Genomic DNA, 13,671 nt, shown 5'->3' with positions numbered 1-13,671 from the left:
GCCCTCTACTTCGTTTCGGTGGGGGCCGTGGCGGCGGGAGCCGGTGGGGCGGCGTCCGAGGCGGGCGCCGTCTTCTGCTTCCCCGCGTCGCGTGCCGACTCGATGTCGTAGCGTACCGCGGGACGATCCTGCAGGTCCGTGGTCAGGCCCCCCTTCTCGAACCCCACCACGCGCACGGTCGTCACCTTCCCCGGCTCCGCGTTGAAGGTGTAGCTGGATTGCACCTTGAAGCGGTAGCCCTCGAGGTAGCTGAACAGCCCGTAGCCATGGCCCCGGTAGACGAGCCGCACGGCGACCTGGTGCTGGCCCGGCACGATGCGGCCGTTGAAGATCTCCAGCTCCGGGCGGCCGGTCAGGTCCCCGTCCTCGTCCGTGCGGGTGAAGATGGGCGCGCCGTCCAGCGCGTACGCCACCGACTCCAGCACGAACGAGTCTCCCATCTCGTTGCGGTGGACGAGCACCGCGCGCGCTCCGGTGGAGAGGTCTCCGCCCAGCACCGTCTCCTGCAGCACCTGCAGGCGCGCCTTGGAGCGGAAGACCTTCTCCTTCAGGTCGACGACCTGCTCCTCGAGCGTCCTCACCCGGGTGTTGAAGGCCTCGTCGGCCGTCTGGGCCTGGGTGTTGGCGGGAGCGGGCGCCGGGGCCGCGGGGGTGGGCGAAGCGGGCTGTGGCGTGGCAACGGCACCAGGGCCCTGCTGCGCGAACGCAGGGGCCCACAGGGCCGTGCCGACCAGCGCCAGCACTCGGAGGATGGAGGTTGCGGAGCGCACGAAGGAGCGACCTCGTCTGGGGCGGACCCGAGGGCCCGCCACGTGCCTAGCCGCCCTTCTTCAACTCCGTCAACACCAGCTTGGCCACGGCCTTGAGCGTGTCGAAGACGCCCACGCCGGTGGGGGCGACCGCCTGGTACTCGGGGATGTTGCGCGGGTTGAGCGCCTTGCGCATCTCCTCCACGGTCACCGCGTTGGGTAGGTCACGCTTGTTGTACTGGATGACGTAGGGGATCTTGTTCAGATCGTAGCCCTGCTCGGCCAGGTTGACGCGGAGGTTCTCCAACGACTCCATGTTGGCCTCCATGCGCTCCACCTGGCTGTCGGCCACGAACACCACGCCGTCCACGCCCTTGAGGATGAGCTTGCGGCTGGCGTCGTAGAAGACCTGACCCGGCACCGTGTAGAGGTGGAAGCGCGTCTTGAAGCCGCGGATCTCACCCAGCGACAGCGGGAGGAAGTCGAAGAAGAGCGTGCGATCCGTCTCGGTGGAGAGCGAGATGAGCTTGCCCTTCGTTTCCGCGGCGGTCTTGTTGTAGATGTACTGCAGGTTCGTCGTCTTCCCGCACAACCCGGGACCGTAGTAGACGATCTTGCAGTTGATTTCGCGAGACGAGTAGTTGATGAAGGACATGGCTTCCCGGGTTACTCGCTGAAGAGGTTGTCGATATCGTCGTCGGAAATCTCGGCGAACGGCGAGCCGACCCCGGGACCATCCGTCTTCTTCACCAGACTCTCGAAGATCTTGGTCAGCTCGTCGCTGGCCTTCTTGATGCGCAGGCGCACCAGACCGAGACTGGTCCGATTGTCGAAGATGACGACCAGGACCACCCGGCTTCCGACGATGGTCATGTAGAGCGAGTCCTTGGCCCCCTCGTGGAACTGGTGGGGGAACTCGTTCTCGCCAATCAACTTCGCGAGGCCGCCCATCGCCGCCACGTTACCGGCCGTCAGCGAGGCCAGCGAGGTGGTGTCGATGTTCTGCGTCTGTCCCGCGGAGGAGATGAGCTGGCCGTTCTTGTCGACGAGGAACACCACCTTCGCGTTCGCGTCCTTGGTCAGCCGGTCGCAAACCGCGTTGATCTTGGTGAACTCCTCTTCGTACATCACCAATTGCGTGCCCATGGGCGTTTACGCTCCTAAGCGTCTCGCTCGACCTTGTACTTCCGCGGCCCCCGAGGGTTCCCCGTAGGTTTCCGGAATGAATTTCGGAGGTTAGGTGCGGCGCTCCCGACCGGGGGAGCTTTAGCAAAGCCCTTCCAACCCGGCAAGAAGCCACCGCCTTCCGTGGAAGCCCGTGCTCCGGGGGCTGGCGTGCAGGCACGTGCCCACAGTGGTTGCCTGCTCAGGTCCGGCGAGAGTAGGGAGGCGGTCATGCGAGGGGGGACCATCCAGGGCATGGGACCACGGATTTCCATGCGCTTCCAGTTTCCGGGGGCCCTGTCGGGTATTCACTATACTCCGGCCGTGCCGGTTCGCTCGCCCACCTTTTTATCCGCCCTCCTACTTGTGCTCACCCTGCTGGGGCCGATCAGCGCCTCGGCGGGGTCCGAGGACGCGGAGTGGGGTTCGCTGCGACTGCGCTACGGGCTGGCCTTCCGCGAGGGCGCGCAGGAGTCCGTGCCGGCGGTGACGTACGGGGGCCTGACGCCCAATGACGTGGCGCTGTGGGCCGCGGTGTTCGGCGGGGGGTGGTGGGGGGCGTGGGCCGGCGTGCAGCGCGAGGGCCTCGGCTTCTCCCGGGAGACGGAGCTCATCACGAGCGGCGGCCTGCTGCGGGCCTCGGTGGGGCCGGCGGCGCGTGTCTTCCTGGGGCCGGTGCGTGCCGAGCTGAGCGCCGGTTACGGCTTCGCGCAGCTGCCGGCGTTCTCCGGCTCGGGACAGGTGCGGCTCGTGCCCACGGTGCGCCATGCCGCGCTGGTGGGAGCCCGCGTCCTCGTGCCTCTGCCCGGGCATCTGCGCGTGGAGGTGCGCGGCGAGGTGCCCGTGGCACTCGGCTCCACGTCGAGTGGCTTCGCGGCTGGTGGCGCGTTGCTCGTCCCGGTGGTTCGGCGGGACGGGTGGGGTGGGGCGCTGGTGCTCGACTATCAGTATGTGCGCGACGTGCTGACGAGCGCGGAGGGGTGGACGTCCCGACAGGTCATCAGCCGCGCGGGAGTGGCCCTCGAGCTCTCCCTGGGGGGTGGGGATGTCCGCGCGCGGCCGGAGACGGGCGAGCTCTTCCTGTCGGTGGTGGACGCGGACTCCGGCAAGGCCCTGCCCGAGGCCCGGGTGGTGTTGACGGCGGAGGGGGTGGATCAGGCGCCCCGCGTGGCCGGCCTGGACGGGCGGTTGCCGGGTGTGGTGCTGCCTCCGGGCGAGGTGCTCGCGCGGGTGAGCGTGGGTGGCTATCTGCCCGCGGAGGAGCGCTTCACGGTGACGAGCGGTGGGCGCGAGGAGCGGGTGGTGCGCGTGCGCCAGGAGCCGCGCGTGGGCTCCCTGCTCGTGACCGTGGTGGACTCGCGCGGTGGGAAGCCCCTTCCGGGCGCGGCCGTGTCCGTGGGGGGAACCGAGGTGCTCACCGACGCGGAGGGTCGAGCCCGCGTGGAGGGACTCACCCCGGGTCCGCTGTCAGTGGATATCTCCGCCGAGGGTTTTCGAGCCACCCAGGAGGCCGTGGTCATCGTCGCCGGAACGGAGACGGGGTTGCCCGTGTCACTGGCCTCCAGGCAAAAAGCAGCGCTCGCCACCCTGTCGGGACAGGTACGAAGCGTGCGGCGGGGCAGGCCGCTCCGGGCCTGGCTGATCATTCCGGAGGCGAAGCTCCGCCGCCGCACGGATGCCCGGGGGTCTTTCCAGGTCCAGCTCAAGCAAGGTAGGTATCGTCTCGTCTTCTCGGCTCCCGGGCACCTGTCCCAGACCAAGGTCGTCACCGTGCAGGACGGCGAACAAGCCATCTTCAACGTCGATCTCTTCCCCAAGAACCGGTGAGCACCCTCCGCCCTCGACTCCTGTCCGCGCTGTGCCTGCTGCTGGCCACTGGCTGCGGGGAGGAAGAGCCATTGCCTCGCGCACCCGCTCCCTCCGCCGAGGTGGAGAAGCCAGCACGGGCGCAGGTGGTGGACGCGGGCGTGGTGGAGCTCGCGCGGCTCACGACGGTGACGGGCGAGGTGCGGCTCGAGCGCGGAGGGAAGCAGGCGCCCGCGGAGCGGGGCCCGCTGTGGCGCGGTGACGCGTTGGAGACGGGCGCGGACGGAGGCGCCACGGTGCTCTTCGCCGACGGGCGCACGGTGGAGGTGGGGCCGGAGGCGCGCTTCCTGCTCGATGAGGATGCGAGCGGCGTGGTGGTGGCGGTGTCGCGAGGCTTCGTGCTGTCTCGGGTGCCGGCGGAGCGGACGCGGGGAAAGGCGGGCCCGCGGGTACAGCTCACCGTGCTCACGCCCTTCGGCCTCACCCGCACGGGCTCGGAGGAGAGCGAGGTTCGGGTCGAGGTGGGGCAGGACGAGGGCCGTGTGGAGGTGCTGCTCGGCACCGTGGAGGTGGTGGCGAAGAACGGGAAGTCGGTGCGGGCCACGCGGGGGCAGGTGCTGTCGGTGAAGCCCGAGGGCGTGACGACGCGGGTGCTGGAGCTGGCGACCGTCCAGGTGACGGTGCATGCCGGGACGGGCCGTACGGAGTGGCGCCAGAAGGGGAGTGCCCGGTGGCGCGGGGTGGACCGCGACGGCGAGGCGCTGAAGGCCGGAGACAGCGTGCGCGCACGCCAGGGCTCGGCGTTGCTGACACTGGAGGGCTCGGAGTCCACGCTCTCGCTCGGCCCGGGGGGGGAGCTGGTGGTGGAGGGAGTGGAGCGGCGCGGCTCGACGGACGAGGCGCGGTTGGCGCTGCTCAAGGGCGAGCTGGGGCTGATGCTGGCTCCGGGCCGCGCCAGCCGGGTGGTGTTGCCAGGGCTCTCGCTGGAGAGCGACGGGGCGGCGCGGCTCGACGTCCGGCGCACCGGGGATGGCTTCACCGTGGACTCGCGCGCGGGTGACGTGACGCTGGTGCGCGGCGAGGCCCGAGAGTCCCTGCGCGCGGGCGAGCGGGCCACCGTGGCGGGAGCGGCCACCGCGCGTGTCGAGGCCGTGGAGCAGGCCCCTCTCGCGCTGTCCTCGACCGCGGGCCAGCAGGTGTTCCACAAGCGTCCGTCGGAGGTGGCCCTCACGTGGGAGGAGGCCGGCGAGGTGCGGGTGGAGGTGGCCTCGGACGCCGGGTTCAAGAAGCCGGTGCTGGCGGGTGTGGCCCGGCGCGGCTTCGTCAACGTGATGGCTCCCGTGAAGGGCTCGCTGTACTGGCGGGTGCGGCGGCCGGAAGGCGCGGAGGTGGCGCGTGGCAGTGCGTTCTTCGGTCCGGAGCGCTCCGCGAAGGGCGCGCTGGGCCGGCTGCGCAACCGCGTGCCCGAGGGGCCGGAGAAGACGACCATCTTCTTCCAGGACAAGCCCCCGGCCGTCACCTTCACCTGCCAGGCCGAGCCGGGCGCGGCGTCCTACAAGGTCGCGGTGTACCGGAGCGGCGCGCTCGGTCAGCCCGTGGCGGAGCGGTCCGCTTCCGCGCCCCAGGTGCCGCTCGAGGCGGGCGTCCTGAAGGAGGGCAGCTTCGTCTGGTCCATCACCCCGGTGGCGGCGGATGGAAGGCCGGTGCGCGGCGGGAGGATGAGCAAGCTGGAGCTCGTCTTCGACAACTCGGTGCCCACGCTCATCGTCAACGCGCCTCGGGAAGGGCAGCGGGCGGGGCGTCGCGTCCGCGTGTCCGGAGTGGCCCCGGTGGATGCGAAGCTGTTCGTGAACGGACGGCCCCTGTCCCTGGATTCGAAACACCGGTTCGATACCTGGGTATCCTCCGAGGGACGGCCGCCCCGCGTCGTATTCAAGATGTCTCGCCCCGGTGCACCGGACGTGTATTCGGTGCGCACCCTGAAGTGAGGCCCCGCATGACGACCCCCCAAGCCAGGCCGGAGACCGGAGGGAGCACCGAGGCTCAGCCCCGGCCCTATGGTCAGTACGTGCTGGTTCGCAAGCTGGCCGAGGGCGGCATGGCGGAGATCTTCCTCGCCAAGCGGCTCGGGGCGGATGGCTTCGAGCGCAACGTCGTCATCAAGCGGATGCTGGCCAACCTGTCGGGCCTGCCGGACTTCGTGGAGATGTTCCGCGACGAGGCACGGCTGGCGGCGCGGTTGGTGCACCCCAACGTGGTGCAGATCCACGAGCTGGGCTTCGCCGACGGCTGCTACTTCATCTGCATGGAGTACCTGCCGGGGGAGGACTTCTCCACCACGGTGCGCACGGCGAGCTTCCGGGGCGAGTACGTCCCCATTCCGCTGGTGCTGCGCGTGCTCGCCGACGCGGCGCGCGGTCTGCACTACGCCCACGAGTTCACCGACGAGTCGGGCCGGCGATTGAACATCGTCCACCGCGACATCTCACCCTCCAATCTGTACGTGACGTACGAGGGACAGGTGAAGGTGCTGGACTTCGGTATCGCCAAGGCCGAGTCGCGCCTGGCCCACACGCGGACCGGCGTGGTGAAGGGCAAGTACGTCTACATGGCGCCGGAGCAGGCCCGGGGCGCCGAGGTGGATCGACGCGCGGACATCTTCTCGCTGGGCGTGAGCCTCTACGAGGCCCTCACCCACGTGCGGCCCTTCGCCCGGGACAACGATCTGGCGGTGCTCAACGCGTTGATGGAGGGCGACTACCAGCCACCCCGGGCGCTGCGGCCCGAGCTGTCCCCGGAGCTGGAGGCGGTGGTCCTCAAGGCCATGTCGCATGAGCCCGCGCACCGCCACGCCACCGCCGCGGAGTTCGCCGACGACCTGGAGCGCATCCTGGCGCGCGAGCCCCAGCCGACGACCGGAGCCCACCTCGCCGCGTACCTGCGCACCAGCTTCGGAGAGCAGCGCTACGCGGAGAAGACTCGCATCCCCACGCTCGCGACGCTGGGGATGGTGGGGATCCCCGTGTCGCTGTCGTCCGGTTCCTTCCCGACGTACTCCGGGGCCACGCCCACCGCGTCCTTCGAAACCCGGACGAGTGTCGTCCCTTCGCGGTCCGGGACGGGCATCCCGACGGTCCAGCGCTCGCGTCGCGGGGGAGTCGTCGCCGCGCTCGTGGCGGGCTGCCTGCTGCTGGCGGGTGGGGCGTTCGTGGTGGGGCGCGAGCTCGCACCCGTGAGCGCTGCCACTCCGCCGCCGTCGAATCCCGTGCCTTCGGCGAGCCCCGAGGTGCCCGCCGCCGCGTCACCAGGAGCCGCCGTGGCTCCGGCCGCCGTCGCCGAGGCGCGGCCGGTCACCCCGCCGCCCGTGCCGGCGGAACCGGCTCCCACGCCAGAGGCCGTCGTGGCCGCCGCTCCGCCAGAGGTCCAGGCCGAGCCGCCACCTCCGGTGAAGGCATCGGCGCGTAAGACGACGAAGTCGCGCGTGTCACTGGAGGCCGCGGACATCCAACGCGTGGTGTCGCGCAACCGGGCGCGCATCATGACGTGCTTCGAGCAGTACAAGCGCGACCTGCCCGCGGACGAGGGGGATGTGCAGGTGCGTTTCACCATCTACTCCTCGGGCAAGGCGAACGCGGCCACGCAGGGGCCCCTGGCGAAGCGGCCCGTGGGCAGGTGTCTGGAGAAGCAGGTGGAGCGCCTGCGCTTCCCCGCGCACCGGGACAAGGAAGTGACGGTGGTGCTGCCCTTCGGCTACCGCGTCACACGGTAGCCCAGGGGTCTCACAGCTCTCGCCGGGCGCTGAGCGCCTTGGCCAGCGTGGCCTGGTCGGCGTATTCGAGGTCTCCGCCCATGGGCAGGCCCTGGGCGATGCGGCTCACGCGGATGCCCATCGGCTTGAGCAGTCGCGTGAGGTAGAGCGCGGTGGCCTCGCCCTCCACGTCCGGGTTGGTGGCGAGGATGATCTCCTCGACATGCCCGTCTCCCAGACGCGTGAGCAGCTCCTTGATGCGCAGCTGCTCGGGGCCCACGCCGTCCAGGGGCGAGAGCACACCGTGCAGCACGTGGTAGCGCCCCTTGAATTCCCGGGTGCGCTCGAGCGCCATCAGGTCCGCGAACGTCTCCACCACGCACAGGACGCGCTCGTCACGGCGGTTGTCCCGGCAGAAGCCGCACAGCTCCGCATCGGTGAGGGAGAAGCAGCGGGTGCACAGGTGCACCTTCTCCTTCACCTCGCGGATGGCCTGGGACAGCTCCTGGGCGTACTCGCCCGGAGAGCGGAGGATGTGGAACGCCAGACGCTGCGCCGTCTTCTCCCCGATGCCAGGGAGCTTCGCGAGCTGGGCGACCAGGCGGTTGAGCGGATCAGGAGTCATTCGGTATCAAGTAATGCCGGGGATCTTCACGCCGCCGGAGATCTTGCCGAGCTCGCGCTGCATCTTCTCACGGCTGCTCGCCAGGGCAGCGTTGACGCCGGCGGTGACCAGGTCCTCGAGCATGCCCAGGTCGTTGGGGTCCACGAGCGACTTGTCGATCTTGATGCTCTTGATTTCCTGCACGCAGTTGGCGACCACGGTCACCCGGCCGTCACCGGCCTTGGCCTCGACGGTCTCGTCGGCCAGCTCCTTCTTGCGCTGCTCGATCTTCTCCGTGAGCTTGTTGGCCTGACGGATGAAGTAGTTCAGGTCGATGCCGGGCATGAGCTTCCTCGTAGGACGTGCGAGCGGGCATCGGAGACCGCTCGGCTGAGTCGAAGCGCGCACCCTAGCGTCGGGCGCGCCCGTTGTCAGGGGCTCTCGTCAGGGAGGTCGTTCGTCGGGGCGGCCACCGGGCGCACGGGCTGCTCGTACACCTGGATGTGTTCGATCTCCCCCCCCAGGTACTTGAGGGTGGCCCGGAGCGCGGGATGGGAACGTACCCGGCCCTCGGCGCTCTTCTCGTACGCGGCGCGCTCCTGGGCGTCCTGCTCGGCGATGCTGATGAGACCCGTGCCCGGAGCACCCGGTACGTCCGCCGCCGACTTGTCGGCCTCGGCACAGTCCTGCACCACGAGCTTCGTGGGACGACCGAAGTGCTCGGAGAGAGCCTTCTCGACGATGGGGCGCCCGCTACTCCCGGACACCGTTGTCTTGTGGAAGCCCTGGCTCGGAGGGTAGGCGAGCGCCACCTCGCCCTCGCGGATCCACAGCAGGCGTCCGCAGGCGAGCGACTTGGCATGTCGTCCGGACGCCGTGCGCACGGTGTCCACGGCCGCGCGCCACCGCTCCTGGAGGGGTCGCCGGGGGTTGTCGCGGCCCGAGGCGGCCATGGGAGCCGCGGAGCGCGAGGCGTGGTGGACGTCGAAGGGCCGGACGGACTCGGTCTCTGGCTCCGGCTCGGCGAGAGGGACGGGCGGCTCGTCCGGGAGGCACTCGCCGGAGGCACATCCGCCGGCTGGACCCTCCTCGGCGAAGAAACGCTCGTCCTCGACGGGAGGGGGGGGCTGCGTGGGCAGGCGCACGTTCGTCACCCGCACCACGGGCTGGGCGGGGGCGGGAGCCTCGGGTGGACGCGAGACCGGGGCGGCGGGAGCGGGGCCACCTCGGGACATGCCCCACGGAGACGAGGCCGGAGCCGCGGCGGCATTGCGAGGTGCCGGGCCAGGCGGAGCGGACGCCGGACCGGGACCTCGGGCCTCCGCGAGGCGTGACGGGGCCGGAGCCGCCGCCGGAGTCACGGCGGGCTCGGGCGCGCGAGGCGCGGGGGGAGGACGGGCAGGCTCTGGCGGACGCTCAGTGGGCGCGAAAGTTGGGCGAACTGGAGCGACCTCCGGGCGCCCCAGCAGCAACCTTGCGAGCGTCATCGGAACCACCGAGTCCGGCGGCGAGGCGATCCACCCGGGCGAGGAGCTCCGGGATGGAGCCGACCGGCGAGAGCTGGATGGCCTTGAGCAGCGCCATCTCCAGCGCGAGCCGGGGCTGGGCCGCGCGCGACACGTCCCACACGCACCCGTGCACGATGTCGAAGAGGCGGGAGATCTGCGCCGGGTCCGCCTCCTTCGCCAACGCGGTGAGGGCGTTGCGCTCGGACTCGGCGAGCTCCGCGGGGGCCTCGCCCAGCGTCTTGGCCACGAAGAGGTGGCGCAGCTGCAGCGCGAGCTCCTCCGTCAGCCGCTTGAGGTCCGTACCGCGGTTGAAGACCTCCTCCACCCGCTCCAGCACGCGCTTCGCGTCCTTGCGCACCAGCGCCTCGGCGAAGTCCTGCACCACCGTGCGGTCGATGGCGCCCAGCGCGTCGGCCACGGCCTCGTTGGTGGGCTCGGCGCCACAGGCGGAGAAGATCTGATCCAGGAGGCTGAGCGCGTCGCGCATGCCGCCCTCGGACTGGCGTACCACCATGGAGAGCGCGGTCTCCGAGATGGCCACCTTCTCCTGCTCGCAGATGTACTTCAGCCGCTCGAGCATCACCTTCGCGGGGATGCGCCGGAAGTTGTGCCGCTGGCAGCGCGAGAGGATGGTGTCCGGGAGCTTGTGCGCCTCGGTGGTCGCGAAGATGAACTTCACGTGCCCGGGCGGCTCCTCCAGCGTCTTCAGGAGCGCGTTGAACGCCGCCCCCGAGAGCATGTGGACCTCGTCGATGATGTAGATCTTGTGCCGGTCGCGCTGCGGCAGGTACTTGGCGTTCTCGCGAATCTCGCGGACGTTCTCCACGCCGTTGTTGGAGGCACCGTCGATCTCCGCCACGTCCACCGAGGTGCCCGCGGCGATCTCCGTGCAGGCCTGGCAGACGCCGCAGGGATTCGAGGTGGGCCCCTTCTCGCAGTTGAGTGCCTTGGCGAGCAGGCGGGCGGCGGTCGTCTTGCCCACGCCTCTCGGGCCGCAGAACAGGTAGGCGTGCGCCACCCGGTTCATCTTGATGGCGTTGGCGACCGTCCGGACCACGTGCTCCTGGCCGGTCATGTCGTCGAAGGTCTGCGGGCGCCATTTACGGGCGAGGACGAGGTAGCTCATGGGGGGCCGGAATCTAACCACGTAGAACACGCGAGCGCACGAGTTCCATGCGCTGGCCGCTCTACTTTTGAAGTCCTCCCCAGGGAGTCCAGGAAGGGGATGCCAGGAGTCGGGTGCTTCACTCGGCGTCCGATCGCGGCCGGCGTCGTCCATTCGTCGTCTATTGTTGGAACCCGTTCAGATGACCGTGCCCGCGCCCCTTTCCGCTCCTCCGCCCTCCGTCGCTCCCGTTCCCGGGTCGCCACCCACCGTGGCGCGCCGGCGCTGGTCGCACGTCCTGATGTTGGGCGTGGTGGGGCTCGTGCCCGCTGTCGTCGCGGTGGTGCAGCTCGGCCGCATCCACCCGGACGAGGTGTACCAGCTGCTCGAGCCGGCCTGGTTCCGTGCGCATGGCTACGGGGTGCTGGCCTGGGAGTGGCGCGCGGGCCTGCGCAACTGGGCCCTACCCGGAGTGGCCTCGTGGCTGCTGCGGCTGGCGGACGTGCTGGGCCTCACCCATCCGGTGGCGTACCGGGGATTGCTCGCCGTTGCCCAGGCCGTGCTGCATGGGTGGATGCTGTGGTCCGTGTACCGCTTCGCCGAGCGCCGCGCCGGATCCACCGGAGCGCTGTTCTCGGCCCTGGCCGTGGGCCTCTACGGGCCGGTGATCGTCTTCGCGGGGCGGACGCTGGGTGAGTCCCTCTCCACCGCCTTCCTGGTGGTGGCCCTGGAGGCACTGGACCGCACCGAGCGGCCGGTGCGAGCGGGCCTGGTGGGGGGGTTGGCGCTGGGGCTGGCGGTGGTGGCGCGCTACGGCTCGGCGGTGGTGGTGCTGGCGGCGCTCCTCTGGCTGATGGTGGAGCGGCGCTGGCGGGTGCTCGCCTTCACCTGTCTCGCGGGGATGGGCGTCGCGCTCGGCCTGGGCGCGCTCGATTGGGCGACGTGGGGCAAGCCCTTCCACTCCTTCATCGCCTACGTGGACTTCAACGTCCTCTCCGGGCAGGCCGCGAGGCAGTTCGGTGCTTCACCGCCGGGCTTCTACCTGGGGCCCTTCCTCTCCGGACTGCCCCTCTGGATATGGGCGGTGGCTCCCCTGGGACTGCGCTCGCTCCACCAGCGGCGCGCCGTCTCGCTGCCGCTCTCCTGCGCGGTGGCCTACCTCGCGGCGCTCACCGCCACCGCTCACAAGGAGGAACGTTTCCTCTACCCGGGACTGGTCCTCCTCGTCATGGCCGCGGCCCCATCCCTGGCCGCCTTCATGCTGAGCCGGAAGGCGGCCCGCATGCGCCAGGCGGTGGGCTCCCTGGCGTTGATGGCCACGGTGGTGAGCGGGCGCTTCTATCCGCCGGTGGACCTGCGCGGAGACCAGTTCCGAGGCATCGTCGCGGCCACCCGGGACGAGGGCACCCGCGGACTTCTCATCGTCAACGAGGGGCTGTGGGGGGCGGGGGGCTACTTCTACATCGGCAAGAACATCCCCTGGGCGACCTGCGACTGGCCTCGGGACGCCAACTTCCAGGGGGCCATGAGGGACAGGCGCTTCAACCGCGTCGTCACCTTCGAGGGCCGGGCCCTCGCCGAGCTCCAGGCGGCCGGCTTCCGGGTGGTGGGGCAGGTGGGCAGGGAGACGGTGCTCGCGCGCGACTGATACCGGCCAAAAAAAGAAGGAGCCGATTCCCCTTTTCAGGCGAATCGGCTCCTTCACAAGAACGGCCGGGACACACGCGGAGGTGCGCTACCGTTGCTTCCTTCCGGACCTGGCGGGGTTCACGTCCCCACGTTGTCCCGACCACAAGCTCTTCAATGACTGAAACAACTACGGAGAGGGTGGGATTCGAACCCACGATACCCTTTCAGATATACACGCGTTCCAGGCGTGCGCCTTCAACCGCTCGGCCACCTCTCCATGAGACACTCTGCGGAGAGCGTAGGATTCGAACCTACGATACCGTTCCCGGTATGCCTGATTTCGAGTCAGGTGCCTTCGACCACTCGGCCAGCTCTCCAATATTCACTTGTCGCGTTTCTTCTCGCGCAGTCGCTCGAAGAAATCCTTCAGCATCTGGCGGCTCTCGTCCGCCAACACTCCACTCATCACTTGGAGCCGGTGATTGTGCCGGGGCTCCTCGGCCAGGTTGTAGAGCGAGCCAACGGCTCCGGCTTTCGGATCCTTCGTTCCGAAGACCAGACGGGTGACCCTCGACTGGACCAACGCTCCAGCGCACATCGCGCACGGCTCCAGCGTCACATACAGGGTGACACCCGTGAGCCGCCACGCTCCCAGCGCCTTGGAGGCCGCGTCCAGCGCGAAGATCTCCGCGTGGGCCAGAGGGTTCCGGTCTATTTCCCGCCGGTTGAAGCCGACCCCGATGACCTTGCCATCGTGTACGGCGACCGCTCCGACAGGAACTTCCCCGAGCCCAGCGGCTTCCCGCGCGAGCGCGAGCGCCTGCTGCATGAAAGCTTCGTCCAGACTCATGGAGAATGGGGTGAGGGGAAAGGGTGGCGCTCCCTGGAGGATTCGAACCTCCGGCCTTCGGATTCGTAGTCCGACGCTCTATCCAGCTGAGCTAAGGGAGCTTGCCGTTTCCTTTTCACCGCTCTACCACAACCGCAGCCTCTGTACCACAACCTCTTTCGCGCTACCACAACCAAGATGAGTGGCGGAGAGAGAGGGATTCGAACCCTCGATACCCTTTCGAGTATGCAGGTTTAGCAAACCTGTGCCTTCAGCCTCTCGGCCATCTCTCCTCTGCCTTTACTGTCAAAGAACCGCATACCACAAGAACAAAATCGGAGGAGGTAGGATTCGAACCTACGGGAAGCTTGCGCCACCTGCGGTTTTCAAGACCGCTGCCTTCAGCCGCTCGGCCACTCCTCCAACTGCTTGAAGCCGTGCGGACCACCGAACCGCGTGGGCCGCCCTTCTACAACATCCGGGGCCCATTGCAACAACGTTGTGGGGCCCCGGATGCTGACAGCACTCC

At 69.4% G+C, this 13,671-nt stretch carries 12 protein-coding genes, 5 tRNA genes and 1 other RNA gene; 4 read left to right on the top strand and 14 right to left on the bottom strand.

Annotation, left to right across the window (positions count from 1 at the left end; all coding sequences use genetic code 11):
- Nucleotides 1–5 precede the first annotated feature (5 nt).
- Genes JQX13_RS52885 through mglB form a run of 3 tightly spaced genes read right to left on the bottom strand, consistent with a single transcriptional unit; the run spans nucleotide 6 to nucleotide 1,895 of the window.
- Nucleotides 6–770, bottom strand: coding sequence for a dihydrolipoamide acetyltransferase (locus tag JQX13_RS52885; RefSeq protein ID WP_203406922.1), 765 nt, complete (start codon nucleotides 768–770; stop codon nucleotides 6–8).
- A gap of 46 nt (nucleotides 771–816) precedes the next feature.
- Complete coding sequence (gene mglA, locus JQX13_RS52880; protein ID WP_203406921.1) at nucleotides 817–1,404, bottom strand: gliding-motility regulator Ras-like GTPase MglA; 588 nt, start codon at nucleotides 1,402–1,404, stop codon at nucleotides 817–819.
- Nucleotides 1,405–1,415: 11 nt separating this feature from the next.
- Entirely contained in the window at nucleotides 1,416–1,895 is a 480-nt protein-coding gene (gene mglB / locus JQX13_RS52875; protein ID WP_002626753.1) for a gliding-motility regulator GTPase-activating protein MglB, read from the bottom strand.
- 249 nt (nucleotides 1,896–2,144) lie between these two features.
- Between mglB and JQX13_RS52870 the strand changes: the two genes are divergently transcribed.
- From JQX13_RS52870 to JQX13_RS52860, 3 genes are read left to right on the top strand one after another with little or no spacing between them, the layout of a single operon-like run.
- Nucleotides 2,145–3,740, top strand: a complete 1,596-nt coding sequence (locus tag JQX13_RS52870; RefSeq protein WP_239014409.1) for an MSCRAMM family protein — start codon at nucleotides 2,145–2,147, stop codon at nucleotides 3,738–3,740.
- Nucleotides 3,737–5,707 carry a FecR domain-containing protein gene (locus JQX13_RS52865; RefSeq protein WP_203406920.1) on the top strand — a complete coding sequence of 657 codons (1,971 nt, stop codon included), beginning with the start codon at nucleotides 3,737–3,739 and terminating at the stop codon, nucleotides 5,705–5,707. The genes JQX13_RS52870 and JQX13_RS52865 overlap by 4 nt, the downstream gene beginning before the upstream one ends.
- Before the next feature lie 8 nt (nucleotides 5,708–5,715).
- Nucleotides 5,716–7,488, top strand: a complete 1,773-nt coding sequence (locus tag JQX13_RS52860; protein WP_203406919.1) for a protein kinase domain-containing protein — start codon at nucleotides 5,716–5,718, stop codon at nucleotides 7,486–7,488.
- 10 nt (nucleotides 7,489–7,498) lie between these two features.
- Here the strand turns inward: JQX13_RS52860 and recR are convergent, their stop codons facing one another.
- The 4 genes from recR to dnaX all read right to left on the bottom strand — a co-directional run bounded on the left by recR (nucleotide 7,499) and on the right by dnaX (nucleotide 10,705).
- Nucleotides 7,499–8,092 (bottom strand): recombination mediator RecR, encoded by a 594-nt coding sequence (gene recR / locus JQX13_RS52855; RefSeq protein WP_203406918.1) that lies wholly within the window; start codon nucleotides 8,090–8,092, stop codon nucleotides 7,499–7,501.
- A 6-nt stretch (nucleotides 8,093–8,098) separates the two neighbouring features.
- Nucleotides 8,099–8,416 (bottom strand): YbaB/EbfC family nucleoid-associated protein, encoded by a 318-nt coding sequence (locus JQX13_RS52850; protein ID WP_203406917.1) that lies wholly within the window; start codon nucleotides 8,414–8,416, stop codon nucleotides 8,099–8,101.
- An 86-nt stretch (nucleotides 8,417–8,502) separates the two neighbouring features.
- Entirely contained in the window at nucleotides 8,503–9,306 is an 804-nt protein-coding gene (locus tag JQX13_RS52845) for a DNA polymerase III subunit gamma/tau (RefSeq protein WP_203406916.1), read from the bottom strand.
- Between the two features lie 181 nt (nucleotides 9,307–9,487).
- Entirely contained in the window at nucleotides 9,488–10,705 is a 1,218-nt protein-coding gene (gene dnaX, locus JQX13_RS52840; RefSeq protein ID WP_203406915.1) for a DNA polymerase III subunit gamma/tau, read from the bottom strand.
- Nucleotides 10,706–10,886: 181 nt separating this feature from the next.
- Between dnaX and JQX13_RS52835 the strand changes: the two genes are divergently transcribed.
- Nucleotides 10,887–12,332: a glycosyltransferase family 39 protein gene (locus JQX13_RS52835; protein ID WP_239014408.1), complete on the top strand. Its 1,446-nt coding sequence runs from the start codon at nucleotides 10,887–10,889 to the stop codon at nucleotides 12,330–12,332.
- A 55-nt stretch (nucleotides 12,333–12,387) separates the two neighbouring features.
- Here JQX13_RS52835 and ffs read toward each other — a convergent pair.
- The 7 genes from ffs to JQX13_RS52800 all read right to left on the bottom strand — a co-directional run bounded on the left by ffs (nucleotide 12,388) and on the right by JQX13_RS52800 (nucleotide 13,565).
- Nucleotides 12,388–12,480: signal recognition particle sRNA small type (gene ffs / locus JQX13_RS52830), an RNA gene on the bottom strand.
- A gap of 23 nt (nucleotides 12,481–12,503) precedes the next feature.
- Nucleotides 12,504–12,590, bottom strand: a tRNA-Ser gene (locus tag JQX13_RS52825).
- Nucleotides 12,591–12,603: 13 nt separating this feature from the next.
- A tRNA-Ser gene (locus JQX13_RS52820) sits at nucleotides 12,604–12,690 on the bottom strand.
- A 5-nt stretch (nucleotides 12,691–12,695) separates the two neighbouring features.
- Entirely contained in the window at nucleotides 12,696–13,142 is a 447-nt protein-coding gene (gene tadA, locus JQX13_RS52815; RefSeq protein ID WP_430384141.1) for a tRNA adenosine(34) deaminase TadA, read from the bottom strand.
- A 45-nt stretch (nucleotides 13,143–13,187) separates the two neighbouring features.
- A tRNA-Arg gene (locus JQX13_RS52810) sits at nucleotides 13,188–13,264 on the bottom strand.
- A gap of 81 nt (nucleotides 13,265–13,345) precedes the next feature.
- A tRNA-Ser gene (locus tag JQX13_RS52805) sits at nucleotides 13,346–13,435 on the bottom strand.
- A gap of 43 nt (nucleotides 13,436–13,478) precedes the next feature.
- A tRNA-Ser gene (locus tag JQX13_RS52800) sits at nucleotides 13,479–13,565 on the bottom strand.
- Between the last annotated feature and the right edge of the window lie 106 nt (nucleotides 13,566–13,671).

The sequence above is a fragment of the Archangium violaceum genome, from assembly GCF_016859125.1.
GTDB lineage: Bacteria > Myxococcota > Myxococcia > Myxococcales > Myxococcaceae > Archangium > Archangium violaceum_A.
Note: the sequence above shows the minus strand (reverse complement) of the source record. Positions and strands in the feature narration are given on the sequence as shown.

Coding starts and splice junctions, on each gene's coding strand:
- mglA (WP_203406921.1), bottom strand. CDS start 1,404: ATGTCCTTCATCAACTACTCGTCTCGCGAAATCAACTGCAAGATCGTC.
- mglB (WP_002626753.1), bottom strand. CDS start 1,895: ATGGGCACGCAATTGGTGATGTACGAAGAGGAGTTCACCAAGATCAAC.
- JQX13_RS52870 (WP_239014409.1), top strand. CDS start 2,145: ATGCGAGGGGGGACCATCCAGGGCATGGGACCACGGATTTCCATGCGC.
- JQX13_RS52860 (WP_203406919.1), top strand. CDS start 5,716: ATGACGACCCCCCAAGCCAGGCCGGAGACCGGAGGGAGCACCGAGGCT.
- recR (WP_203406918.1), bottom strand. CDS start 8,092: ATGACTCCTGATCCGCTCAACCGCCTGGTCGCCCAGCTCGCGAAGCTC.
- JQX13_RS52850 (WP_203406917.1), bottom strand. CDS start 8,416: ATGCCCGGCATCGACCTGAACTACTTCATCCGTCAGGCCAACAAGCTC.
- JQX13_RS52845 (WP_203406916.1), bottom strand. CDS start 9,306: ATGTCCCGAGGTGGCCCCGCTCCCGCCGCCCCGGTCTCGCGTCCACCC.
- dnaX (WP_203406915.1), bottom strand. CDS start 10,705: ATGAGCTACCTCGTCCTCGCCCGTAAATGGCGCCCGCAGACCTTCGAC.
- JQX13_RS52835 (WP_239014408.1), top strand. CDS start 10,887: ATGACCGTGCCCGCGCCCCTTTCCGCTCCTCCGCCCTCCGTCGCTCCC.
- tadA (WP_430384141.1), bottom strand. CDS start 13,142: ATGCAGCAGGCGCTCGCGCTCGCGCGGGAAGCCGCTGGGCTCGGGGAA.